Source organism: Fibrobacter sp. UWEL (assembly GCF_900142535.1).
Taxonomy (GTDB): Bacteria; Fibrobacterota; Fibrobacteria; order Fibrobacterales; family Fibrobacteraceae; genus Fibrobacter.
The window spans coordinates 98,586-124,126 of record NZ_FRBE01000004.1 but is presented as its reverse complement, the minus strand read 5'-3'; the positions used below and the strand labels follow the sequence as shown (position 1 = coordinate 124,126).

Here is a 25,541-nt window from a genome sequence, read left to right as displayed (position 1 = left end):
CTATGAGTATCAAAAAAACACTGGCTTATATTATTCCATCTGTGTTGGCAATGCAGATGGCTTCTTGCAGTTCGGCCACCAAACCCAATGTAGATTGGGACGAAGATTCTGAGGAGGCTTATTACGTCGATCCAGAAACCGATAAGGTATACAAGGGTGAGAAGGCTGTTGAGCAGATGTTCAACGATTCCACGTTCAACAAGTCGAATGTTGCCGCGTATACTTTAGATTTTGACGAGCATCAATTCAGTGTTTCCTCTTACATCGTGTTCTTTGCCACAATGGATACGGCTGCGGTAGAGGGAGAACGTCTTACCATGTATTTTGACGGTCTGTGGGAACAGAAGGATCCTAAAAAGTACCGTTACATTTCTGTGTATTATCTGCCAGACGACTTTGACTACAACCGCGGCACCATGACTGGGGGTACGGCCACCTTGGCATTCCGCGCACCTGTGACTATCCAGAATCCAAACAGGTATCCGGATAATGATACCACGTTGTATCATAGCGGATTCAGCACCAAGGTGGATGACGTTATTCACACGGGTCTAAAATGGGATGGGAAGCATCGCCAGATCATGGTAATCCACTCCACAGACCACACTTCAAGTACGGCGCTGCTGTCAAAGAGAGGAGGAAAATCCCTGTTCTTCAAGGAAGCACCCTCCTGGACTCAAGAAGCTTATAAGCTAAGCGAAGTTGGAGCAACGTTCGATATTCCCATGTCTCGAGTGACAGGGCTTAGGCCATCCTATAGTGCAGAGAACGGAATCTTTGTAACAACGGAATCGGGAGCAATATCTAAGAGCGATGTTGAAACAACCGAAACAAGTAAGTAAGCTGTTGTGAAGCACAAAGAAAACAAGAACCGGAACGAAAATTCCGGTTCTTATTTTTGTAATGCCTATGCTGAGATCCTTCGACTTCGCGCCTATGGCGCTACGCTCAGGATGACAGTGTGGGGCGCGGGGATGACAACGCTGATTAAATCGCGTCAATCACCTTGTTGAAGGCTTCGACGGGGCGCATCCACTTCTTCAGTAGTTCTGCCTTGGGCAGGTAGTAACCGCCGATGTCTACGGGCTGGCCCTGAGCTGCGGTGTAAGCGGCAACGATGTCCTTTTCACCAGCGGTGAGGGCTGCTGCTACGGGAGCGAACTTTGCAGCCAGTTCTGCATCAGCAGTCTGTGCGGCAAGGGCTTCGGCCCAGTACATGGCCAGGTAGAAGTGAGAGCCGCGGTTGTCCAGGTCGCCGATCTTACGGGCCGGAGTACGGTTGTTTTCAAGAATGCGACCGTTAGCTTCGTCCAAAGTATCAGCCAGCACCTTAGCCTTCTTGTTGCCGGTAGTAGAGGCAATCTGTTCGAAAGACGGAACCAGAGCGAAGTATTCACCCAGGGAATCCCAGCGCAGGTAGTTTTCAGCAAGGAACTGCTGTACGTGCTTAGGAGCGGAGCCACCTGCACCAGTTTCGAACATGCCGCCACCAGCCATGAGAGGCACGATGGAGTACATCTTGGCAGAAGTACCCACTTCCAAGATGGGGAACAAGTCGGTCAGGTAGTCACGCATCACGTTACCGGTAACGCTGATGGTATCCAGACCAGCCTTGGCGCGGGTCAGGGATTCGGTAATGGCGGACTTGGGGTCCATAATCTTGATGTCAAGGCCGTTAATATCGTGGTCCTTCAGGTAAACTTCCACCTTCTTCTGGATTTCGCGGTCATGAGCACGCTGCGGGTCCAGCCAGAAAATTGCCGGAGTTTCGGAAACGCGAGCGCGGTTCACAGCCAGCTTGACCCAGTCCTTGATGGGAGCGTCCTTGGCCTGGCACATACGGAAGATGTCGCCGGCTTCAACGTCCTGAGAAAGGAGAACTTCACCCTTGCTGTTCACTGCACGGATAACGCCCTTGCCCTTGGCAATGAAGGTCTTGTCGTGAGAGCCGTATTCTTCGGCACCCTGAGCCATCAGGCCAACGTTGGAGGTAGAACCCATGGTAGTGGGGTCAAATGCACCATTCTTCTTGTGGAAATCGATGGTAGCTTCGTAGATGCCTGCGTAGCAGCGGTCCGGAATGCAAGCCTTTACTTCCTGGAGCTTGCCTTCCTTGTTCCACATGCAGCCAGAGTTACGGATCATGGCCGGCATGGAAGCATCGATAATCACGTCGCTGGGAACGTTCAGGTTGGTGATACCCTTGTCGGAATCCACCATGGCGATAGCCGGGCCGTTAGCCAGAGCGGCATCGATTGCAGCCTTGACTTCAGCTTCCTTGGCATTGCCTTCCAGGCGCTTGTAAAGGTCACCCAGACCGTTATTTTCGTTAACGCCGATTTCCTTGAACAGGTCGGCATACTTGGTGAACACGTCCTTGAAGAACACACGAACGAAAGCACCGAACATGACGGGGTCAGAAACCTTCATCATGGTAGCCTTCAGATGCACGGAGAAGAGAACGCCCTTTGCCTTGGCATCAGCCATCTGGTCGGCGATGAACTTTTCCAAGGAAGCCATACGCATGACGGTAGCATCCAGGATTTCACCAGCGAGAGTGGGCTTTGCAGCGCGGAGTTCAGTAACAGCGCCATCAGCTGCAACGTATTCAATCTTGAAGGAGTCGGCGTCGCCCAGGGTAACGGACTTTTCGTTACCGTAGAAATCGTCGGCAGTCATGTAAGAAACATGAGTCTTGCTATCAGAAGACCAGGCACCCATCTTGTGGGGGTTCTTCTTGGCGTAGTTCTTAACAGCCTTGGGAGCGCGGCGGTCAGAGTTACCCTGACGGAGCACCGGGTTCACAGCGGAGCCCTTCACCTTGTCGTACTTGGCGCGGATTTCCTTTTCAGCTTCGGTAGCGGGTTCATCGGGATATTCCGGAACATCGTAGCCATTCTTCTGAAGTTCAGCAATGGCAGCCTTCAACTGCGGAAGAGAAGCAGAAATGTTAGGAAGCTTGATAATATTTGCGCTTGCATCCAGAGCCAGCTTGCCCAGGAATCCCAGATCGTCTTCGGTCTTGCCGAAAACAGCCAGAATACGGTGAGCGAGAGAAATGTTCTTAGTATCCACATCAATGCCAGCGGTCTTTGCAAAAGCGCTTACGATGGGCAGAAGGGATTGAGTAGCGAGGAACGGAGCCTCGTCGGTAATGGTGTAGTAGATTTTCGGGTTCATAAGGCACCTTATTTAAGTTTCGCCCCCAAAGTTAGCAAAAATCGGGCCAACGCCATTGACAATTTGACAATGAGAAAAGCCTTTTTTACTGAAAAAAATAGGCTTTTGGGTATAGTTTTAGATTTGTGGGATTGTTGTCTCTGGACAATTATTCCGCAGGATGTAAAAGTCTGTATTTACAAAAAACGTATAGATTATGGTACAGGTAAGTACAGCTAGATCCTCGATCGAGTCGAGGATGACAGCGGAATAAAGGTAGTGTGTATGAAGATGGATAGATTTTTGGTTTTTACTGGATTAGCAGCTCTTGCTGGGTCCTCTGCTTTAGGGGCGGCTTATGAGCCGCCTGCTGTTGCGGTTTCCAAGATTAATAGTTATCGCGGGTACTCCGAGTTGACCAGTGCTGCAAGCGGCATGGATATTGACCAGTATGCCTACAACATGACCACCTGGCAGATTAGCAACGGCGGTTTTTACAAGGCCATGGCAAGCAGCTACAAAAATGCCTATACCGGTGGAAACAAATCGGAATGGCGCTCTGCCAGCGGCGGGGACCTCGCCACCATCGACAACAACGCAACGGTCCAGGAATTGCGATTGTTGGCAATCCGCTACAAGGAGACCACCAACAGCAATTACAAATCGGCGTTCAAAAGCAGTTTCAACAAGGGCATCAATTTCCTGCTGACCATGCAGAGAGCCAACGGCGGCTTGCCTCAGGTGTGGCCCAAGCGAGGCAATTACAGCGACCACATTACGCTGAACGACAACGCCATGATTCGCGCCATGGTGACCATGATGGATATCGCCAACAAGACCGCACCCTTCGATAGCGACATTATCGATGACGCCACTCGCGCCAAGATGGGGTCTGCTATGGACAAGGCCATCGATTACCTCTTGAAGGCTCAGATCAAGAATGACGGTAATTTGACCGTCTGGTGCGCTCAGCACGACACCAGCAATTACCAACCGCGAGGAGCCCGCGCCTACGAACTTCCCAGCAAGTCCGGTAACGAATCTATGGGCGTTGTTTGGTTCCTGATGAATTGGCCCAACCAGACTCCTGAAATTCAGGCTGCAGTAAAGGGCGCTATCGCCTGGTACAAGAAGAACAAGAATGCGAACACAGCCTGGAACAAGACTACCGGCGCCTACGAAAAAAGCGGTTCATCCCTGTGGTACCGTTTTTATGAAGTGAACAACGACCAGTTCTTCTTCTGCGACCGCGGTGGCGAAAGCACCAAGTCTTACAACTACATGACCATCTCCGAAGAGCGTCGCACAGGATACCAGTGGGCAGGCGATTACGGCAGTGCCATTTTGAGTGCAGAACAGCCTTACCTAACCGCATTGGAAAAGGCTGCGGGAACTTACGTGGAGCCACCTCCCCCAGCAGCCATGTGCGGGAGCGATACTTGCAAGAATTATATTGACGGTGTTGACTTCATTGACATCAAGGGCGTGAAGGAAGCGACCAACGCAGGTTTCATTGGCGAAGGTTACGCCAACGTGGATAATGAAGTAGGTAGCTACGTGACCTACGGCGTTACCGCATTGAAGGAAGGCAAGTACACGCTGTTCATCTCCTTCGCAAACGGTGGCTCGGGCGCTCGCGACTTTAAAGTTAGTGCCGGCGAAAAAGTTCTTGTGGAATCCGCCAGTATGGAATCAACAGGTGGATGGACCACCTACAAGACAACTTCTGTTGAAGTAGAATTGCCTGCAGGCTATAGCAAAATTACCTTCACTAGCTTAGGCAAGGATGGCATGGCCAACATCGATTTCATCGGATGGGAGCTGGTTGAACCGGACCCGAGCCTTTCCATAAGCGGCGTGAAAATAGAACGTGAAAAAACTTTTGCACCGAAGGCTTATTCTGGAAATTACGGAAAGGGCGCCGGTATCTTTTACATCTTTAACGGCAAGAAAGACGCAGTTCGCGTTAATGGAAGGAAGTAATGAATAAAGTCGCATTGACATTGGTATTTGGGCTGGCAGCAGGTTTTGCTGCGGACGCTTTCGCCGTGACAAAGAAAAAGTTCGACTTTGTGGTTGGCGTTGACGGTGACTTTAAAGCTGCAGTTGCAGCGGCTGCTGCGGCAAATCCCAGCGAAAGCAATCGTTTTGTGATTTTCTTCCCTGAGGGAGAATACAACATTACGAATCTTACCGGAGATAGCAACGGGAAAAGTACATTCTCTACTTCCTACGTTTCCTTCGTGGGACAAACCCGCGACAAGACGACCATTTCCAACACCACTACTACAGAAGGCATCAGCGTTACCGCCACATTGTACTTTCCCAAGAACAATGGGATGTACATGCAGGACTTGACCATAGAGAATAAAAGTTCTGCAGCCAGCGCAACAGCAGCCCGACAAGTGACGATCCAGCAGAACAGCGGTGACAAGTTCATCTACAAGAACGTAAGACTGGTCAGCGGTCAAGACACCTACTACACGAAAAGTGGCCGCGCCTATTGGGAAGGTGGCGAAATTCAAGGTACCGTTGACTACATCTGTGGCGGTGGCGACGTTTGGTTTGAAGGCACCAACCTGGTGACGAAACGAAACGGCGGATACATTACCGCCTCCCAGAATCCTGGAGACTGGGGTTACATTTTTAACAACACCACCCTTAACGCCACCAACGGGGCGGGCGGAACATTCTATCTAGGACGTTCCTGGGGAAAAGCCAAGGTTGTATTTTTGAACACCACCATGTATGCCCAGCCCACTGCAGCAGGCTGGGGACCGGACATGAATTCCGCGCCGGTGGTGTTTGGCGAATACAACAGCAAGAACGGAAACGGCGGTGCGGTCAATACGAGCCAGCGAAAGACTTATTTCAGCGGCGGCAAGGATGGTTCTACTGCATCTCTCAAAACAGTATGGTCCGCAAGTGATGCAAGCAAGTATACCTTGGCAAACGTCATGGGCGGTTCCGACGGCTGGGCACCCAACAAGCTGACCGTACAGATGAGCGCACCTAAGATTTCTCAGGAAGGTTCAGAGATTGTCTGGGCAAACGATGAAAACGCTCGTTGCTGGGCGGTGTTTGTGAACGGGAAATTCAAGACCAGCGTAGCAAGCAACAGCTTTGACTTGAATGGCGTGGCAGTGGGTTCCAAAGTCACAGTGCGTGCGGCAAACTCCATGGGCGGCTTGGGCGCTACATCAAACGAAGTCGCTACTGTCGAAAGCAACGTGACCTACTACAAGGTCTCCCTAAATAATGGCATCGGCGGAACCATCGAAAGTAATTTGAGTGGCGATAAAGTTGCAGAAGGTAAGACCGCTACATTTACCGCAAAGCCCATTGACGGATGGAAGCTTGCAGGATGGACAGGAGCATCGGCCCCTTCGAACGCCTCGGCAAGCATGAAGACCTTGGAGATTGTTGCCACTGGAGACATTGAGCTGGGGGCAACCTTTATGGCGCTTGGGGAAACCACCTTCCAGGCGGAAAGCGGCATTCTAGAAAATGCCATTAACGAAAGTACCAATGCGGGCTATGCTGGTAGCGGCTACGTGAATTTTGGTGCGGGTAATTCCTACGTGAACATTCCCGTTTATGCGGATGCTGCCGGTACCTACAAGATGGAAATGTTCTTCGCCAACGGAAGTTCCTCGGACAGAGACTTGATTGTTAAGGCATTGGGCTCCTCCTCGGCTGGCTCGGAGACCTTGACGTTCGAGAAGACTGGCGCTTGGACGACCTACCTCTCGAAGGAGACCGAAATTGAACTTCCCGAGGGAGCGAGCTACATTCAGTTTGCGGTTGTGGGTAGCAATGACGGTCCCAATCTGGATCAGATTGTACTGACTCCCCTGAAGGTGGAGGAGGTTCCGGATCCGTCCCTCGGTTTGGCCGGAAGCCGACTGCAGAACTTGACCAGCGGTAAGGTTCAGGTCCAGCTGTTCAGCGTTCAGGGTAAATTTATTCGCAGTTTGAGCGTTTCCAATCTTGACGAACTTTCAAATACTCGCCTTGGTATTCCTGCGGGGTCTTATCTGATACGCATCGAGGCTCCGGGTTATAGGAAGCAGCAAGTCATTCGGGTTCAATAATGTTAGATCCCCGCCTACGCGGGGATGACAATTCTACGCGGGGATGACAATTCTTTGTATATTTGCTCTGTATGTTAGGCATCGAGCAAAAGAAAGGCAATGACGATAATCTGTGCGGTCGCATGATCGCCTATGCCCGCATTTTACCCAATCCCGACGGTGATGTGGGTGGATCGCCCTTTGATGACATGATCAAGAACGGCTTGCTGGCCCTGGAAGGGGATTTCCGCCAGGCTGTTCCCACAAAGTCTCAGCGCAAGGCCATTACGGAAGCCATGGACGAAAAGTTCGACAACATGTTGCAGCACATGGAATCCGAGGGCATCGACATTCCCGAGAATGTGGACGTGGACAAGATGCGCGAACGCCTTCACGAACTTTCCAGCATGGAAGTGATTCCTATCCCCGCCCGAATCGGAAGTTTTGAAACGGAAGAACAGATCCTGGGGGAAGATGCCGACATCTATTACATTGGCGAATTTATTGGGGCGGGTCAGGCCCATTACTGCTTGACTACCCTGCCCATTTATTATCAGGCGGTTTATCGCGAACAGGCCAAGCGTAAGGAAATGGATTTCCTGAACGAGGCCCTGGCCCAGATTGAAGCGGGCGATTTCGTGGACACGGATGACCTGCAGGAAAATTCCGACGAGCTTTTCCCGGAAGGTATCACCCTGAACAATTTCGTGGGGGATCTTTCCAAGCTTCTGAACGTTCGCGTCATTCCCTTCCTGCTGGCTGCAGAAAGCGATGTGGATTACGACCGCCAGATGATCAAGTTCTTTGAATTCATGAAGGCTTATCCGGAAACTGCAGATATTATGCGCATTGATATGGCCCTGCGGGAATTACGCCACCAGGATTCCAATGTAGCTCGCAAGCTTCTGGAACTGAGCTGCCAGAAAGTCTGTGCCGTCTACGACGAAGACTCCAGGAAGGCGCAGGACATCGACCAGCAAATCACTGAGTTGCTGAAATAGATTTCTATGCAAAAATCCCTCTCTAGCGAGAGGGACTTTTCAATTCTGCGGAAAATTACTTCTTCTTTTTGGAGGCTTTCTTTGCGGGCTTTGCGGCAGGAGCTGCGGTAGCGGCGGGGGTAGCAGCCTGTGCTGCGGTGGGTTCCGCGGGTTTAGCTTCTGCAGTTTTGTCGGCGGTGGCAGCAACCGCAGGTTTTTCCTTCAGGAGGAAGCCTGCAACGGACTTTTCGCGAACGAATGTTTTCTGGACTGCGGCCTGCACGTCGGCAGCGCTTACCTTGTTCAGTTCATCTGCCCAGTGGAGGAAAATCTTGTAGTCGCCAAACATTTCGTACCAGGCAAGCATGGTAGCCACATTTTCCATGTCGGTGAGGCTGCGGACAAGACCAGCGTAGGCGCGATTCTTTACCTTCTGGAATTCGCGTTCGCTGACCGGTTCAGTCTTCAGTTTTTCCAGTTCTTCCCAAATGATGGCCTCTACCTTGGCGGGGTCTGCATCGGGGCGCATGTTCACGCGGACGCTAAATTCGGAAACATACTTGTTGGGGCTATTGCTTGCGCTTACACCTACAGCCAGTTTTTCCTGTTCCACCAGACGCTTGTACAGTTTACCGCTACGGCCATTCAGCACACCTTCGGCAATGTCCAGAGCATACAGGATGTCGTCACCTACTTCGGGTGTTTTGAACACTAGATTATACATGTTCGGGGCATCGGGGCGCTTCACCGTCAGGCGTTTTTCACCAGCCTGTTCAGGGTCGCGGATGGTCAGCGGGGGGAAAGCTTCCCCAGCAGGAATATTGGCGAAGTACTTCTTGACCATCTCCATGGTGGATGTGGTATCCAGGTCGCCTGCCAGAACGAGAATGGCATTGCGGGGCTTGTAGTACTTGCGGTAATGTTCGTCGGCCATTTCACGAGTCAGGTTTGCAATATCGCTGGGCCAGCCGATGGTAGGCACGCGGTAAGGGAAAGCCTCGTAAATCATGGAGTTCAAGGTTTCGTAGTAACGGCCCGTGGGTTTGTCGTCGTAACGCATACGGCGTTCTTCGCGGACCACGTCACGTTCGGAATAGAATTCGCGGAGCACTGCGTTCTGCATACGGTCTGCTTCCAACCACATGAACATCTCGATCTTGTTCTTGGGAAGCGTCACGATGTATGCGGTCATGAGGTCGGTTGTAAAGGCGTTGAGGCCCGTACCGCCGGCAGCCTGATAGGCGCCCCACAGTTCATCCTTCACGAATATCTTGCGATGTTCATTGACGATGGAATCGTGTTCCGCGGTAAGTTTACGCACGGTGGCAGTATCGCCAGAAAGTTTCGCCGGGCGGATGAGAGCCTGGAGGCTATCCTGTTGAGCCATGAAACGGACGTCAGCAACACTATCCTGGATGCCCACCTTCTTGGTTCCCTTGAACAGTTCATGTTCCAGCAGGTGAGCGAGGCCAGATTTTCCCGGAACTTCGTGTACGGAACCGGTCACGTAGAACAGGCGGCAGCTTACGGTAGGAGCCTGCTTGTTAGGATGCAACAGGACGGTAAGGCCGTTATCCAGAACTTCCCTATGGACGGGAAGGTTCACATCGGCAAATACGGAAGAAGGCAGCGCCATGGAGAGGGCTGCCATCACCGGCAATAAAACTTTGCGAGAAAACTTCATATCTTGAAGATAGAAAAAAGATAATGCGAGATTCCCGGTCAAGCCGGGAATGACGTAGGAGGAAGCCGGGAATGACGTAGGAGGAAGCCGGGAATGACGAGGGATTAGATCTCCGGCATTTGCAGGAGCTGTTCCATATCCTCGGCGGTGATTTCAAAATCCAGGTTGCCATTCTCGATGATGCGTTCGGCGTGAGTGGATTTTGGCAGCGTTACCAGATTTAGCTGGAGGCAGAAGCGGTTGGCCAGCTGGGGAACGGAAACACCATACTTTTTTGCCATTTCACAAACTGCGGGGACTTGGGAAAGGCGGCCCGTTGCATTGGGAGAATAAGCCTCCACACGTATATTGTTGATGCGGCAAAATTCGATGAGTTCAAAGGGAACATGCCCGATGTGGACGCGTATTTGGTTCACTACCGGCTGGACGCGGCAATTGTCCTGAATGTTCTTGATGTCGTCGATACTGAAGTTGGAAACGCCCAGACAGCGGATCTTGCCCCAATCATGTGCGGCTTCCATAGCGCGCCAGACCTCGAGATTTTCGGCATTATAGCTGGGAGCGTTAGGATCCTTCATTTCGGCCCACGGTTTAGGCCAGTGAATGAGCATCATGTCGATGTGAGGTGTGGCCAGACGTTCAAAACTATCCTGGATGCTTTGTTCTGCGCCCTTGTAGCTCTTGACTTCTGCGGGAATCTTGGTGGTAACGAAAATACTCTCGCGGTGGATCCCTGTTTTCTGGAGGGCGCGGGAAAGGCCATCGCCTACCCCACGTTCGTTACCGTAGACGGCAGCGGTGTCAATATGTTTATAACCTGCGTCGATGGCCGCAACAACAGCCTCCGCAACTACATCATCGGGAGTCTGCCATGTACCCAGAGCCACCTTTGGAATACGTGCGCCATTTGCCAGCTTAAAAGTTTCGTCTAAAATCATAAAACCTCGCAGGTTAAACCTACGAGGTAATATATATCATTAACGCTTTATGCGCAAATAGAAACTGCCAGATCCCCAATCAAGTCGGGGATGACAACTTTACACATCACCGATGTCGCCGGTATCCACGAAGTTGCGGATAGCCTTGGAGATACGCATGCTGCAGAAGTTGGGACCGCACATGGAGCAGAAATGGCTGGACTTGGCCTGGTTACCAGGCAAAGTCTTGTCGTGGAATTCCATAGCCTTTTCCGGATCCAGGGACAATGCGAACTGGTCGTTCCAACGGAAGTCGAAACGAGCGCGGCTCAAAGCGTCGTCGCGGAATTCTGCACCGTAATGGCCCTTGGCCAAGTCGGCAGCGTGAGCAGCCAGCTTGTAAGTCACCACGCCGGCACGAACGTCATCGCGGTCCGGCAAGCCCAAGTGTTCCTTGGGGGTCACGTAACAAAGCATGGCAGTACCGTACCAGCCAATCTGGGCAGCGCCAATCGCAGAAGTAATGTGGTCGTAACCGGGGGCGATATCGGTGGTGAGAGGTCCCAGAGTGTAGAAGGGAGCGCCGTGGCACTTTTCCAACTGACGAGCCATATTGTCCTGAATCTTGTGCATGGGCACGTGACCCGGACCTTCGATAATCACCTGAACGCCGTATTCCCAAGCAATCTTGGTCAGTTCGCCAAGAGTATCCAATTCGCCGAACTGGGCTTCGTCATTGGCGTCGGCCAAGGAACCCGGGCGAAGGCCGTCACCCAGAGAAACAGCAACGTCGTACTGAGCGAGAATTTCGCAGATTTCACGGAAGTGAGTGTACAGGAAGTTCTGCTGGTGATGCTTCATCTGCCACAGTGCAAGAATGGAACCGCCGCGGCTCACAATGCCGGTAGTACGCTTGGCGCACATGGGGATGTGCTCCATCAACAAGCCTGCGTGAATGGTAAAGTAGTCCACGCCCTGTTCAGCCTGTTCAATCAAAGTATCGCGGTAAAGTTCCCAAGTCAGTTCTTCAGCCTTGCCGTTGACCTTTTCCAGAGCCTGGTAAATAGGCACTGTTCCGATAGGCACGGGGCTGTTACGGATAATCCATTCGCGGGTTTCGTGAATGTGCTTACCGGTGGAAAGATCCATGACGGTATCTGCACCCCAGCGCACGGACCAGGCCATCTTTTCCACTTCTTCTTCAATAGAGGAGGTGATGGCGGAGTTACCGATGTTACTGTTGATCTTGGTGAGGAAGTTGGTACCAATGATCATGGGTTCGCATTCGGGGTGGTTGATGTTACCCGGAATGATGGCGCGACCTGCCAGAATTTCATCGCGGACGAATTCTGCGGTGACAGGAGTACCCTTCACGCCCAGTTCATCCAGCTTCTGGTTTTCGCGGATGGCGACGTATTCCATTTCCTTGGTAATCACACCAGCTCGTGCATAATCCAGCTGGGTCAGCTTGTGGCCGCTCTTAGCGCGCATGGGATGATGCACCGCATTAAAACGCAGGTGGTCCAGTTCGTGATTTTCACGACGGGCACGACCGTAAGCGGAAGTCATATCGTCCAGCTGTTCGGCGTCGCCACGTTCCTGAATCCAGCTTTCGCGGAAACGTTCAATACCCTTGGTCACGTCGATGGTTGCATTCTCATCGCTGTACGGGCCACTGGTATCATACACCGGCACAAAAGGAGTCAGCGGATCTTCGGTCTGAATTTCACGCATGCCAACTTTGATATCGGAGAAAATCTTACCCGGCACATAAATCTTCCGGGAGTTCATAAACGGCTTCAAGAGGGAATTATTGGATTCCACTAAAGACCTCACTTTTCCTTTGGCCAAATTACTGGCACAAGTTCAAAGGGTATTTTCTCAGCCACGGCCACTCGACTCGCAGCACCCCTAAGTTATTTCGCGGATAAATATAGTAATTCGAGTTATGAGGTACGAATTATGAGATATGAATTATGCGGTGTGGAGTGATTACGCCTCACCGGCTTTCTTGGGATCGTAGGGGTCCACATGGACCATGGCGTCTACCACGTTTTCGCCCGCTTCAAGGATGCGGCGTTCCACTTCTTCGGAAAGGTCATGGGCTGCCAGGAGGGTCATGTCGGCAGGCACCACAATATGCAAGTCTACATGAAGGTCACTGCCTACGAAGCGGGTGCGGAACCCATGAATGCTAATGACCCCGGGAGTTTCAAGAGCCAGAGTTTTTAACTTCGCCGCGATTTCTTCGGGAGCGCCAATATCGGCCACCTGATGGATTCCAGGCCAGGCGATTTCATATCCGGAATGCAGAATGAAGCAAGCCACAATGATAGCGCCAACGGAGTCCGCAAACCACAGCTCCGGGAAAAGAATGCCGATGCCCACCGCAATCAACACGGGGATGGAACTATAGGCGTCGCTACGATGGTGCCAGGCGTTAGCTTCCAGAGCTTGACTGCGGATATTCTTGCCCGCCTTGCGAGTATAGCGGAACAAACCTTCCTTGATGATAATGGACAGGGCGGCCATGGCGGCGGCAATCCATTCCGGGTGAGAGGCGCCATCCTCCCCCAATCGCAAAGTCTGGATGGCATCATAACCTAGCCCCACGCCAACAGCGCAAACCGCAACGCCAATTCCTACAGAAATAAGGGTCTCGAAACGGCGATGACCATAAGGGTGATTTTCATCGGGAGGGCAGTTCCACAGCTTGGAACCTGCAATCACAGCAATATCCGTAAGGAAGTCGGACGCACTGTGAATGGCATCGGCAATCAAGGCCTGAGAGCCGCCAAAGAAACCCGCCAGGAATTTCCCTACGGAAAGAGCCACGTTCCAACCCAGGCCAACCCAGGTTACGTGCCGCACTTCGGCGCTATCATCTTGCTTTGCGATGCGAGTCATAGCAGAAAATCTAGAAACAAATTCAAACAAAGGCTTGGCTAAGTCAAACGAGTAATGGCAGAGCAACATCCTTTAGATTCGGCAAACAAAGTTTGCTAAAGCTACTGCAACGAATTAGCCCCCTAAGGCATCTAATTAGACGTAAACAAACCAAGACTTTCTAAATTTTGCCAAACAATATGAAGAAATTACTGAAATTTATCATTGTTCTCGCCGTTCTGGCTGGTATTGGCTACGGGGTCAAGACATTCGTTCTTGACAAGGGAACAGAAGCAAAGGTGGCCACCCTAACCACCGCCGCCGTTACCAAGGCAACCATTACTACCTCCATTTCCGCAACCGGTTCCCTGGAGCCTGTGGACCAGGTGGAAGTTGGCACCCAGGTTTCTGGCGACATCAGCAAGATTTACGTGGACTTCAATTCCAAGGTCAAGAAAGGCCAGGTCATTGCGGAACTGGACAAGTCCAAGCTGCAGGCCACTTTGACCCAGGCCGAAATCGCCTACAAGTCCGCCGAAAACGACTTCAAGTACAAGGAATCATCCTACAATCGCACCAAGAAGCTGGCCGAAAGCAATAGCGCCAGCGCCGTGGATCTGGAATCTGCAGAATACAGCATGAACGCAGCCAAGTTCACCGTGGAACAGCGCAAGAACGAAGTGGCCCAGGCCCGTTTGAACTTGAGCTACGCCACCATCAAGAGCCCTATTAACGGAGTTGTCCTGAAACGCGCCGTGGATGTGGGCCAGACTGTGGCCGCCTCCATGAGCACCCCGACCCTCTTTATTATCGCAAAGGATTTAAGCCAGATGAAGGTCATGGCCGACGTGGACGAAGCCGACATCGGTCAGGTAAAGGCCGGCCAGCGAGTGGAATTTACAGTGGACGCCTTCCAGAACGACAAGTTCAGCGGCAAGGTCCAGGAAGTTCGACTGAACCCCACTACAACTTCTAACGTGGTGACTTATACGGTGGTAATTACCGCCGACAATCCGGACCAGAAGTTGCTCCCCGGCATGACAGCCACCTGCACTATCGTTACCAAGGAAGTGGTGGACGCCATCTCTGTTCCGGTAAAGGCATTGAAGTTTACTCCCGACGAAAGCACCCCCATGATGGACCCGAAGGACATGCCTCGCCCGCCCATGCCAGAAGGATTCACTCCTCCTCCGGGATTCAAGGAAGGCGAAATGCCGCCCCCGCCGCCGGGAATGGACGGTGGCGACGCACCTCCCCCACCGGGAATGGCTGGTGGTCCGGGAGCAGGTGGCCCTCCGGGCAAGGGTGGATTTGGCGGAGGCAAGAGCGGCAAGAAGAACCGCAAGCCTCCTCAGCTGAAGGGCAACCACGTATGGATCAGCATCAACGGAAAGGCCGCCCCCCGCCCAGTCGAAGTCGGCATTAACGACGGCGTGAACGTTGAAATCCTTAAGGGTCTAAGCGTAGGCGACACCGTGGTAGTTGGCCAGGAAGTGGAAACCGAAGCCAAGGTCGAAAAGGAAAAGGCAAGCAGCCCCTTTATGCCCGGCCCTCCGGGAAAAAACAAAAAAAAGAAATAAGGCGAGCGCAGCGCGAATATTTATATTCGCATTGCCGAGCCGACCCTTTAGCCCTCGTAGAGGGCCAAAATAAGGCGAGCGCAGCGCGAATATTTATATTCGCATTGCCGAGCCATCTCTTTAGCCCTCGTAGAGGGCCAAAAGAAATAAGGCGAGCGCCGCTCGCGACCAATTGAGAGAGAGACGAAGACCATCGCTACGGCGGTGGCCTTTTTTTGAAGGACGAGGTTTGAAGGATAGGATTTGCGGGGGCAAAATGGCAAATGTCTAGTGCGAATTTGGCTGATGGGGTAAACTTGCACTAGTGTCAAGCCAGTGCCTATGCGCAACACTAGTACGAATTTGCAGGAAATCCGTTTTTTGCACTAGGATTTTTAAAGACATCGGCCAAGATCACCGTTTACACTAGGATGAATCTGCGATTTGTTTGATATTTGCACTAGTCAAATTGATTTGAGAGACAAAAAAGTAGTGCAAAAAACGATAAAACGGGGGTTTCGTACTACGATTTTGGGATTTATGCAAAAAACCCGAGTCAGCATAAGGCTGGACTCGGGATTTTTCGTTAGGAAGTCTCGGGCGATATCGGGTTGGCCGCTACACTCGGGATTGCTAGTCGTGGTGCGCCACTCGCCTCCTAATCGTGGCGCTCGCGATTTTCAATCACGAGCGCTTGACTAACGGTTTGCCAAAGAGGACAAGCAAGCTTGTCCTCTTGCAAACCTTGTTAGTCGTTCATCATATGATTATAGAACTTGCGGTATTCGTCCTTTTCTTCGGTCTTACGGACGGCGATAGCGTCCTGCGGGTGACGGTTCAGCATACCGGTGATCATCTGAGGAATGATGTAGCCCCATTCGTACTTGGCCTGGAGAGGCAAGAACAGTTCCTGGTAAGCGTCCAGAACCGGGCGCAGATCGTACTTGGGGTTCTTCAGGAAGCCCAGGAGGAGTTCGGTGGTGCAGTTGCCTGCGCCACGGCCCATGCCGGACACGGAACCGTCAAGGAAATCAACGTGGTTGATGATAGCCTGGATGGTGTTGGAGAAAGCCAGCTGCTGGTTGTTGTGGCCGTGGAAACCGAAGCGCTTGTTCTTTACGATGCCGCGGTAGCGAGCCATTTCCTTATCGATGTCTTCCTGGTAGAAGGCGCCGAAGGAGTCAACCAGGTACAAGACGTCGGCCTTGCATTCTTCGTTGACCTGATGGAGAGCTTCGTCCAGTTCCGGACCGCGGTCACGGCTAACAGCCATGATGTTCAGGGTGGTTTCGTAACCCATCTGGTTGAAAGCGTTCACCATTTCGATACCCTTATCGATGTTCTTCACGTAAGAAGCGACGCGGAACATCTGGTACGGGCTTTCAGAAGCGGGCTTCACAGCGTCCATGTTCACACGACCCACGTCAGCCATCACAGCCATCTTCATCTTGGAATCGATACCGTCCTTCACCTTCCACAGGAGATCGTCATCGCAGAACTTCCACGGGCCGTATTCCTTGGGGTCGAACAGTTCCGGAGAGTTCTTGTAACCCATTTCCATGTAGTCAACGCCAGCGGCAGACAGGAGGGTGTAAAGACGACGGACGAATTCCAGAGAGAAATCGTGCTTGTTGACGAGACCGCCATCGCGGATGGTGCAGTCGAGAACCTTAATGCTTTCGTAGTACATAACTAGGGCCTAGGGGCTAGGGGTTAGGGTTTAGGGATGCGGGCAAGGCATTCTTCTAAGGTCTTGCGAACGCATCTTTTTTCTATGAGGGCAAAGGTAGATTAAAAAAAAGGTACGCACAAGGGGAAAGCCTGTGACGAATAAAAATATTCACACAATAAACGCATTTTATGCGTAGATAATACATTTTTACTTGTTTTTCCTTGATATTTAAGGAATTAATAATCCAAAATTTTGCGATAAGCACTCCCTTTTGGACGTTTTTCTTTCATACAGGCGGAACGCATCGCCGGAACCACCTTTTATTTAACGCAAATTTTGCGTATGTAATTAAAATTCCTGTTCCTGTTGTATACAACAAATAAATTGCAAGCCAACCCACGCTTATCCTATAAAATTAAATTTAGGACCATGAGGACAAAGATTTTTACACTTAGCACTTTTGCAGCACTAGCAACCATCGGCTCTGCCAACGCTGCCACATTTTACCATAACCAGGTGGGTTACGACGCTTCCCAGCCAAAATCCGTAGTGGTCAAAGCTGCAGCGGGGCTCGACGGAGCAGACTTCACCGTAGAATTAGACGGATCTGCAGTCTACTCCGGCAAATTGAGCAAGGGAACAAATCCCGACAACTGGATCAGCGGAAGCGATGTATTTTACACCGCAGACTTTTCCGGAGTGACCACCCCCGGAACATACACCATCAAGCTTTCCGACGGTTCCTCTCTGGAGAAGATTGTCATCGCCGAAAACGCCTTGGCCGCCAACACCCTGAAGTCCGTGATGGATTATTTCTACAAGGACCGCGCCGACAAGGATCCCATCGTGGGCTGGGACCAGAAGGTTTCCGTTTACGGTAGCAGCGGCGTAACACGAGACGTACACGGCGGATGGTATGACGCCAGCGGCGACGTGAGCAAATACCTGAGTCACCTTTCCTACGCCAACTACCTGAACCCACAGCAGATTCCTTTAACTGTGTGGGCCCTGGCCTTTGCTGCAGAAAAAATGCCGAAGACCTTGGCAGCCAACCCCTCAACGGTTACCGCAATTGACGAAGCTATTTACGGCGCAGACTTCCTGGTTCGCATGCAGGACGAAGATGGGTTCTTCTACATGACCGTCTTCGACAACTGGGGACAAGGCGATCGTTTCCTCTGCGCCTTTAGCGGAAGCGACGGCGTAAAGAGTGCAGACTACAAGACCGCTTTCCGTGAAGGCGGTGGCATGGCCATTGCAGCTCTCGCCCGCGCATCGACCTTGAAGAAGAACGGCGACTACACCAGCGAACAATACTTGGCTGCCGCAATCAAGGGCTTTGAACATCTGCAAGGCAAACAGTCCATGGACGGCTCTTGCGAATACTGTGATGACGGCAAGGAAAACATCATCGACGATTACACCGCATTGCTTGCCGCAACGGAACTGTACGCCGCCACAGAAGACAAGGCCTACTTGACTGAAGCCCGCAAGCGCGCACGACACCTAAGCAAACGTATGAGCGAAAAGGGCTATTTCTGGAGCGACGATGACGAAACTCGCCCCTTCTGGCATGCCAGTGACGCAGGTCTCCCGCTTGTTGCTTTAAGCCGTTTTGCGGAAATCGAAAGCAAGCAAGACATATCCTCGGACGAATTTATCGACAAAATACCTGTTTGGGTTCGTCCCGACTGCGACTGCGATCCCATGAACGAGCTCCTTTACCAGGTTGGAGACGCAATAAGTGCACACTTGAACTGGCTCGTTTCCATAACCACCGAAGTGGATAATCCCTTCGGCTACGCCCGCCAGGCTGCAAAGACCCAAGGCGCCATCAAGAACACCTTCTTTATCCCTCACGACAACGAAAGTAAGTACTGGTGGCAGGGCGAAGACGCCCGAATCGCAAGTCTTTCCGCCGCTGTAATCTACGCAGCAAAGATTTTAGGCAGAAACGGAGCGGACAGCGAGGCTATCAACAAGTACGCCACCGATCAGCTAGACTGGATTCTGGGTAAAAATCCTTATGGCGTTTGCATGATGTACGGAAAAGGCCTTAAGAACCCCGACAAGTACAACGGTTCTTCAGACTATGACGCCACCTTGGAAGGCGGCATCGCCAACGGCATTAGCGGCCTCAAGGAAGATGGAAGCGGAATTGTCTGGGACGACGTAGCCGCCATCGGCAAATCCGAAGAACCTTGGAATAACTGGCGCTGGATCGAGCAATGGCTCCCCCACTCCACCTGGTACCTGATGGCATTAACCGCACGTTACGATGAAGTAACCGAAGCCTTCAACAAACGAATGCCCACATCCATCAACAGGCAAATTGCACAACAATTCAAGTTGTCTCTAAGCGGTCGCACCTTAAACATAAGCGTCTTGAACAAGGATAAAAACGGAACTGCAACGCTGATAGACTTGAGCGGTCGCATGGTCATGAGCCAGCCTGTTGTAGCAGGTCGCGCCACCATGAACCTGGCCGGATTGAAGAGCGGCGTGTACATGGTGAAGGTTGGCGAAGTCAGCAAGAAGATTGCAGTGAAGTAAAAAATCACCTTTTACACAGTTCTAGCACGGAATGTTCCCTCCCCGAGGGAACATTTCTCATATACCGCCATATATTCCATCTTGGATTATAAAAAGGATTGGTGTATGAAAAAAATTCATGTGTTTTTAGGAAGCGTACTTTCCTTCGGTCTTTTCGCCGGAGCAGAAGCCGCTCCGTTCAACCCTACACCCAAAACCATCGACAACGATGGCGATTCGGTGACGCTGCAAAAGCTGGGTGACGAACATTACCATTTTACAAGAACCATCGATGGTTACTTGCTGGAACAGGACTCTAATGGCGTTTACTATTACGTCAATAGCAATGGGGAACGATCCAATATCAAGGCAAAAAATGCGGATGCCCGCAGCGCAGCCGACAAGGCTTTTTTGAAAAAGCTGGACAAGAGTAAAGTACTGGACTCCCACCAGAAAAAACATCCGGACCGTTTCAAACGCAAGGAACGAAACAAGCGTCCCAACTGGGTACCCTCTGCAACCTCCAGCGAGTCGAGCAACTCTAGCGATAGCGGCGTGCCGGCGGTTCGCTACCTGCCCAACGCAAAAGTCCACACCCAGGGAAACATTAAGTTCCCCGTAATTCTTGTGGCGGGTTCCGGCAGTCAGGCAAGTATCGATTCCACCACATTGTATAAAGTCCTGAATCAGGATAACTACACCGCCGGAGGCCATACCGGGTCTGTCCGCGATTATTTCAACGACCAGTCCAGCGGAGCGTTCAAGCCTAGTTTCGACCTGTTCTACGTAACCGTAAACAACTCCCTAAGCAGCTACATCGGGAACGAAGACCAGCTGGTAGCCGCAGCCATCAGCGCTCTTAAATCCAAGTATCCCAACTTCAACGCTTCCAGCTACGATTCCGATGGGGACGGTAACATTGACGCCACCGGTTTCCTTTATGCGGGAGAAGTCAACAACGGGCAAGAGCTGGGCGGATTCCAGTACGAATTGCAATGGAATAATGCAGGCACTCAGGACGCAGGTAACGGCAAGAAATTCAACAGCTATTTCATTATTAGCGACCAAAGTTACTTCCCCGTGTTCGTTCATGAATTCAGCCACACCATGGGCTTGATGGACCACTACTGCGTACGTGCCGATGACTGTTACTCCGACTTTACCAATAGCAGTTACCAATCTCCCGGTGCCCACTATTGGGACGTGATGGCCACCGGCATGTACGCCAATGGCGGTTTGACACCTCCCAGCTATAGCGGTTTTGAACGAGCCTTTATGGGATGGATGAACTACACCTCGCTGACATCGTCTTCGGCAGTTACAACCATCACTCCGCTGAACACAACTAACATGGCCTACAAGATTCCCGTCAGCGGCGATAATGACGAATGGTGGGTTTTGGAAAACCGCCAGAAGACCAAATGGGATGCCGCACTTCCCAATCACGGCATGCTGATTTGGCACATCGATTACGATCAAGAAGCATGGGATGGAGACGCCCTGAATGACGACAAGACCCATCAGAGAATTGACGTGGTGGAAGCAGGAAACCTGAGGGTAACCGGCTACTACGATGGCTTTGAAACAACCCACTTTATGGACGATCCGTTCCCCGGTTCCCAGAATGTGACAAGCTATGGGCCGTTCACTTCCTGGGCGGGCAAGAGCCAAGGTATCCAGCTTTACAGCATTACGGAAAAGAACAACAAAGTGTGCTTTGCAACCCAGAGTGGCGTAAGCGTTGGAGACTGCAACAGCGCGGTTTCTTCTAGCTCTAGCGCGAAGTCATCTAGTTCTGTTGCGAAATCTTCTAGTTCCGTCGCGAAGTCTAGCAGTAGCGTGGCAGCAAGTTCCAGCAGTGCAAAATCCTCCAGCTCTGTCGTGAAGTCTAGCTCCAGTTCCATGCAACTGGTGACCCAGACGATCAACCTGAGCACAGAGCTGACCATCAGCGATTCTTACGAATCCGTTAGCCTTGACTTAAGCAGCGTTGCAACAGCCCTTGGAATTTCTGCGGCAAACGCAAGTTCCCTGTACCAGAGTGGCGAATTAACTTACAGCGCGGTTACAAGTGCAGGTATTCTTGACAACACGCCATCTACCGCAGAGGAACCGGGTCACTGGTTTGATGAACAAGGTAACGTTATCAGCTGGGGAGCAGGCGCCGCCCTCTATTCCAACTTAAATTTGGACAACATGACAGCTACCATCGGGAATTACCCCGACGGAATTACCCCGGGAACATACAGCATCGCCCAGGCCTTGACCTTCAACGGGAAGCAGGTGATTTTCAAGACACAGATTACTGCAAAATCCAGCGAAGGGACTTTGGCTGTGAAAGCAGAACACAAGGGACGCACCCAGATGAATTTGGAACACAAGACCTTGCATATTGCGGCATATGGTCAGGCGGTCAAGTCCGTAGCCTTATTTGACCTGCTGGGCAATAAGATTCAAACCATTCAATTTACGGGAGAAAGCTACAGTCTTGACTTAGCACCCTTTGCTGGAAAAGTTCTGGTAGTGCGCCTCACCGAAGGCGGCAAGGTGATGAGCCAGAGAAAAATCTCAGTGAAATAATCAGAGAAAATTTCAAAAACTAACCCTTAGACAGGGTCAGTAGAACCGCACCGGCAAGGATGATGAAGGTCGCCAAAAGCAGCTTGATTCGTTCCTTGGCGGTTTTGTATTCTCCAAAGACGAACACGCCCCAGCTCAGGTTTACCAGCAGGTTCAACTGAGTGAGAGGATAGCCCACGGCATAGCCCAAGGTACCGCCAGCAGCAATTGGAGCAATGGCCCAGAAGCAGCCGTGCATACCGATGGTCCAAAGGGCACCCGCACCTGCGCACACAAGGCTAGGCAGCACCGGGAATCCAAAGGATTTCTTGCGTTTGAGCATCAGGATGCCCACCAGAATTTGGCTCGTAATGAAAATGCCGATGGACAAGGAACACATGAATTCCACATCCGTCAGCTGCAGGCCATGAGCCGTCGCAATCTTAAAGGGAATCAGGTATGTACCGAAAACGAAGCCACCCAGGAAGGAACGCCAGTTCTTAAACACGGAACCGCCGGTGGAAGGCGTCAATCGGGAGAGGCCAACCAGAAAGCAGACGATTGCCGGAATGGAAAGTGCATAGTTAGACGGTTCGCCAAACAGCAAAACGCCCGACAGGAAGGAGGCCAGAATACTCACGCCCATAGCACGAACACCAGCACCGGCCAAGTCCGCTTCGGCCTGAACCGCCCAGAAGCAGAAGGCACCACCAGCTACCCACAGGGCGCCGCACAACAGGCCCATGGGATTCATATTGAAAGTTCCCGTCACGAAGGCTATGACTAGAGAGCAAAGGAGAGCCCCCGTTGTCATCATGGACAAGAAAGACCAGGAAGAGTAGGAGGACCACTTCTTTAAGGGCACCATGTAGGAGCCGAAAATGACGATGGCGAGTAACGCGCCGAGATAGCTATTTCCCAATGCAGAACCCCGCAAAGATGGATTGTAAAACGTCTTCGGATGAGATTTCGCCGGTGATGCTCTGGAGAGCGCGGCGAACGATTTGCATTTCAAAAGCCAGCAGTTCTACTGCGGGATTGGAGCGCAGCTGATGGAGCACGCGGTCGATGCCAGCCAGAGCTTCTTCCAGGCACACCTTCTCACGTTCGCTTGTGATCCAGAGATCTTCGGAGTTTTCGCGATTCTTGAAAAGGCGGGCATTGAGGGTGGACTTGAGTTCCGCGAGACCTGCGCCTGTTTTTGATGAAATGGCAAGTGCAGCTAGATCCTTCGACTCCGCGCCTAAGGCGCTGCGCTCAGGATGACATGCGGGGGCAAGGTCCTGCTTTGTGTAGAGGACAAGATCCGGCATTGCACCAAGATTCCTTTCGGCAAGCTCAGGGCAGGCTTTCGACTCCGCGTCAGAGGCGCTACGCTCAGGATGACAGTTGGAGCTGTCCACCAGCAGGATTTTCATGTCGGCTTCTGCTAGAATCTGGCGGCTCTTTTCCATACTGAGTGCGTCCAGAGCGTCGGCGGCGCGGGCAGCTAAGCCTGCGGTATCCACCAGACGGATTTCGCCACCGTCTAAGAACAGACGGACTTCCACGAAGTCGCGGGTAGTACCTGCGATGTCACTGACGAGAATGCGGTCTTCGCCCAGAAGGGCATTCACCAGGCTGGACTTGCCTGCGTTGGGAGCGCCATAGAGCACAACCAGAGGGAGGCGGCCTACTTCGGCCTTCCCGCGGAAACTATCCAGAATATCCTGAACCGACTGGCGGATAGCCACAAAGCGCGTTTCCCATCCAGCGTAATCCGGATCCGCCTCTTCTTCGGCAAAATCCACATCCAGTTCCATTCGTGCGGAAATATCCTTCACCTGGGCGGTTAACGCACTCACCTTGCGGGACAAGGCACCGCCCAGCAAGCGGTGAGCGTTTTCCAACTCGGAACGGTTTGCGCTGTGAATCACGTCGGCAACGGACTCGGCCTGAGTCAGGTCCATCTTCCCGTTCAAAAATGCTCGACGGGTGTATTCCCCCGGCTCCGCCAATCGGACGCCATCCACCATGCGGCAAGCCTGGAGCAGGTCTCGCACAATCAGGGGGTTTCCGTGGGGGTACAGTTCCAGCACATCTTCGCCAGTGTAGGAATTGGGACCTTCAAAATACAAGTAAAGCAGGCTATCAATCACAGCCCCGGCGCGGCACCCGCCTGACAATTGAACATCGCGGCACCCACCCGCCACATCAGCGGGCCACCTTGCCGTACCCAGTTTTGCCATGTGGGATTTAAGACCGGCCTGGGCCTTTTCGCCAAAGAGGGCATGCACCACGTTTTTTACCTGGGGGCCACTGACGCGAATAGCCGCAACGGCACTCACTCCGTTTGGGGTCATCGGTGCTACAATCGTCTGCTTATCCATATGATGTAAAAGATAGAAGTAACATTTATTACAAAAAACTTTCACTATTCCTCTTTTATTGTTTTTCGTGATACATTTTTACTATCCGATCAAAATATGATGTGAAATTTCACCTTCATAAACTAATTTTACCCCACTATGAGTCAGTTCAAGATTATCTCCCGCCCCCTTGGCACCCTCGAATGCTACGTCCTGCAGCGCGATGATGGTGCTGAATTCGAAGTTCTTAGCGGCTACGGTTGCGGCCTGAACGCCTGGCGCGTCAATGGCAGCGACCTCCTGATGGGCTACCGCCAGGGCGACGACATTGCAAAGATTGCCCCTGATACCAATGCGGGCTGCCGACTGACCCCGTTCCCGGGCCGTACCGCCTACGCCAAGTTTACCTGGGGCGGCAACACCTACCAGTTGGAAAACAATGTGAGCTGGGCTCCTCACGCCCTCCACGGTTTCCTCCAGAACAAGGAATGGAAATTCCAGAGTTTCGAAAGCGATAGCGACAGCTGCACAGCCATATTTACCTGCGACTGGCCGGGCGCTTACACAGGCTTCCCTTTCCCCTATCGCGCCACCAACATGATTACCTTCAACGGTGAATCTGTCATGATCCAGTCCAAGGTGGAAAACCTGGGCACGAAGGACATGCCCTATTCCGAAGGTTGGCACCCCTACTTTATGCTGGGCGAAAAGATCGACGGACTCACCATGAGAATTCCGGAAACAAAGCTCGCCCTCCTGGACCAGGCGGACCTTCCCACCGGCAGTTTCAAGGACGACACCCGCTTTGTGGCAGGCAACAAGATTGGCGACATGTTCATTAACGACTGTTTCTGCCTGAACGATGAATTTTCCAAGGTCCGCGTCACTGACACCCAGGATTTGACCAGTAACGCCCATGTGATTCTGGAAAGTGCGTCCAAGACTCTGGATATCTGGCAGCGCGCCGGCGTGGAACAGTACAACGCTATCCAGATGTACACTCCTCCTGACCGTATGAGCATCGCCATCGAACCCATGACTTCCGAGCCGGACGCCCTAAATCATCACCGTGGCCTGATTGTGATTCCGGCAGGACAGTCCAGAACCTTCCAGTTCGGCTTTACGGTCTCCGAAAAGTAGGCAAAAACGTAATCTTTTTTCAACACTCCTTG

16 protein-coding genes and 1 riboswitch are annotated in these 25,541 nt (G+C 52.0%); of the genes, 8 read left to right on the top strand and 8 right to left on the bottom strand.

Annotated features, from left to right (window positions below; all coding sequences use genetic code 11):
• The first annotated feature begins 2 nt into the window (after window positions 1-2).
• Window positions 3-842 carry a hypothetical protein gene (locus BUB59_RS04100; protein ID WP_073225899.1) on the top strand — a complete coding sequence of 280 codons (840 nt, stop codon included), beginning with the start codon at window positions 3-5 and terminating at the stop codon, window positions 840-842.
• A gap of 145 nt (window positions 843-987) precedes the next feature.
• On the opposite strand, the gene BUB59_RS04095 is transcribed toward BUB59_RS04100, so the two are convergent.
• On the bottom strand, window positions 988-3,180 hold the full coding sequence (locus tag BUB59_RS04095) for an NADP-dependent isocitrate dehydrogenase (RefSeq protein WP_073225897.1): 2,193 nt from the start codon (window positions 3,178-3,180) through the stop codon (window positions 988-990).
• A 264-nt stretch (window positions 3,181-3,444) separates the two neighbouring features.
• Between BUB59_RS04095 and pelA the strand changes: the two genes are divergently transcribed.
• The 3 genes from pelA (at window position 3,445) to BUB59_RS04080 (ending at window position 8,233) form a co-directional block, all read left to right on the top strand.
• Window positions 3,445-5,142: a pectate lyase gene (pelA, locus tag BUB59_RS04090; protein ID WP_073225895.1), complete on the top strand. Its 1,698-nt coding sequence runs from the start codon at window positions 3,445-3,447 to the stop codon at window positions 5,140-5,142.
• A complete protein-coding gene (locus tag BUB59_RS04085) occupies window positions 5,142-7,253 on the top strand; it encodes a pectinesterase family protein (RefSeq protein WP_073225892.1) in 2,112 nt (703 codons plus the stop codon). Before pelA ends, BUB59_RS04085 begins: the two co-directional genes overlap by 1 nt.
• Before the next feature lie 71 nt (window positions 7,254-7,324).
• Window positions 7,325-8,233, top strand: a complete 909-nt coding sequence (locus tag BUB59_RS04080) for a hypothetical protein (RefSeq protein WP_073225890.1) — start codon at window positions 7,325-7,327, stop codon at window positions 8,231-8,233.
• A gap of 55 nt (window positions 8,234-8,288) precedes the next feature.
• Here BUB59_RS04080 and BUB59_RS04075 read toward each other — a convergent pair whose 3' ends face one another.
• The 4 genes from BUB59_RS04075 to BUB59_RS04060 form a co-directional block, all read right to left on the bottom strand.
• Complete coding sequence (locus BUB59_RS04075) at window positions 8,289-9,896, bottom strand: M16 family metallopeptidase (protein ID WP_083540159.1); 1,608 nt, start codon at window positions 9,894-9,896, stop codon at window positions 8,289-8,291.
• A gap of 104 nt (window positions 9,897-10,000) precedes the next feature.
• On the bottom strand, window positions 10,001-10,834 hold the full coding sequence (locus BUB59_RS04070) for an aldo/keto reductase family protein (RefSeq protein WP_073225887.1): 834 nt from the start codon (window positions 10,832-10,834) through the stop codon (window positions 10,001-10,003).
• Window positions 10,835-10,933: 99 nt separating this feature from the next.
• Window positions 10,934-12,604, bottom strand: coding sequence for a phosphomethylpyrimidine synthase ThiC (gene thiC / locus BUB59_RS04065; protein ID WP_073226093.1), 1,671 nt, complete (start codon window positions 12,602-12,604; stop codon window positions 10,934-10,936).
• 30 nt (window positions 12,605-12,634) lie between these two features.
• Window positions 12,635-12,736, bottom strand: a riboswitch (TPP riboswitch).
• A gap of 69 nt (window positions 12,737-12,805) precedes the next feature.
• A complete protein-coding gene (locus BUB59_RS04060; RefSeq protein WP_073226089.1) occupies window positions 12,806-13,720 on the bottom strand; it encodes a cation diffusion facilitator family transporter in 915 nt (304 codons plus the stop codon).
• Window positions 13,721-13,899: 179 nt separating this feature from the next.
• Between BUB59_RS04060 and BUB59_RS04055 the strand changes: the two genes are divergently transcribed.
• Window positions 13,900-15,279, top strand: a complete 1,380-nt coding sequence (locus BUB59_RS04055; RefSeq protein WP_073225884.1) for an efflux RND transporter periplasmic adaptor subunit — start codon at window positions 13,900-13,902, stop codon at window positions 15,277-15,279.
• A gap of 727 nt (window positions 15,280-16,006) precedes the next feature.
• Here BUB59_RS04055 and BUB59_RS04050 read toward each other — a convergent pair.
• Window positions 16,007-16,948, bottom strand: a complete 942-nt coding sequence (locus BUB59_RS04050) for an aldolase catalytic domain-containing protein (protein ID WP_073225882.1) — start codon at window positions 16,946-16,948, stop codon at window positions 16,007-16,009.
• Between the two features lie 411 nt (window positions 16,949-17,359).
• Between BUB59_RS04050 and BUB59_RS04045 the strand changes: the two genes are divergently transcribed.
• A complete protein-coding gene (locus BUB59_RS04045; RefSeq protein ID WP_073225879.1) occupies window positions 17,360-19,483 on the top strand; it encodes a glycoside hydrolase family 9 protein in 2,124 nt (707 codons plus the stop codon).
• A gap of 105 nt (window positions 19,484-19,588) precedes the next feature.
• Entirely contained in the window at window positions 19,589-22,042 is a 2,454-nt protein-coding gene (locus tag BUB59_RS04040; RefSeq protein ID WP_073225876.1) for a M6 family metalloprotease domain-containing protein, read from the top strand.
• A 19-nt stretch (window positions 22,043-22,061) separates the two neighbouring features.
• On the opposite strand, the gene BUB59_RS04035 is transcribed toward BUB59_RS04040, so the two are convergent.
• Together BUB59_RS04035 and mnmE are read right to left on the bottom strand one after the other, a co-directional pair.
• Window positions 22,062-22,943, bottom strand: coding sequence for a GRP family sugar transporter (locus BUB59_RS04035; protein WP_073225874.1), 882 nt, complete (start codon window positions 22,941-22,943; stop codon window positions 22,062-22,064).
• Window positions 22,933-24,390 carry a tRNA uridine-5-carboxymethylaminomethyl(34) synthesis GTPase MnmE gene (gene mnmE, locus BUB59_RS04030; protein ID WP_073225870.1) on the bottom strand — a complete coding sequence of 486 codons (1,458 nt, stop codon included), beginning with the start codon at window positions 24,388-24,390 and terminating at the stop codon, window positions 22,933-22,935. The genes BUB59_RS04035 and mnmE overlap by 11 nt, the downstream gene beginning before the upstream one ends.
• A gap of 138 nt (window positions 24,391-24,528) precedes the next feature.
• On the opposite strand from mnmE, the gene BUB59_RS04025 reads away from it, so the two are divergent.
• On the top strand, window positions 24,529-25,509 hold the full coding sequence (locus BUB59_RS04025; protein ID WP_073225867.1) for an aldose 1-epimerase: 981 nt from the start codon (window positions 24,529-24,531) through the stop codon (window positions 25,507-25,509).
• The last annotated feature ends 32 nt before the right edge of the window (window positions 25,510-25,541 follow it).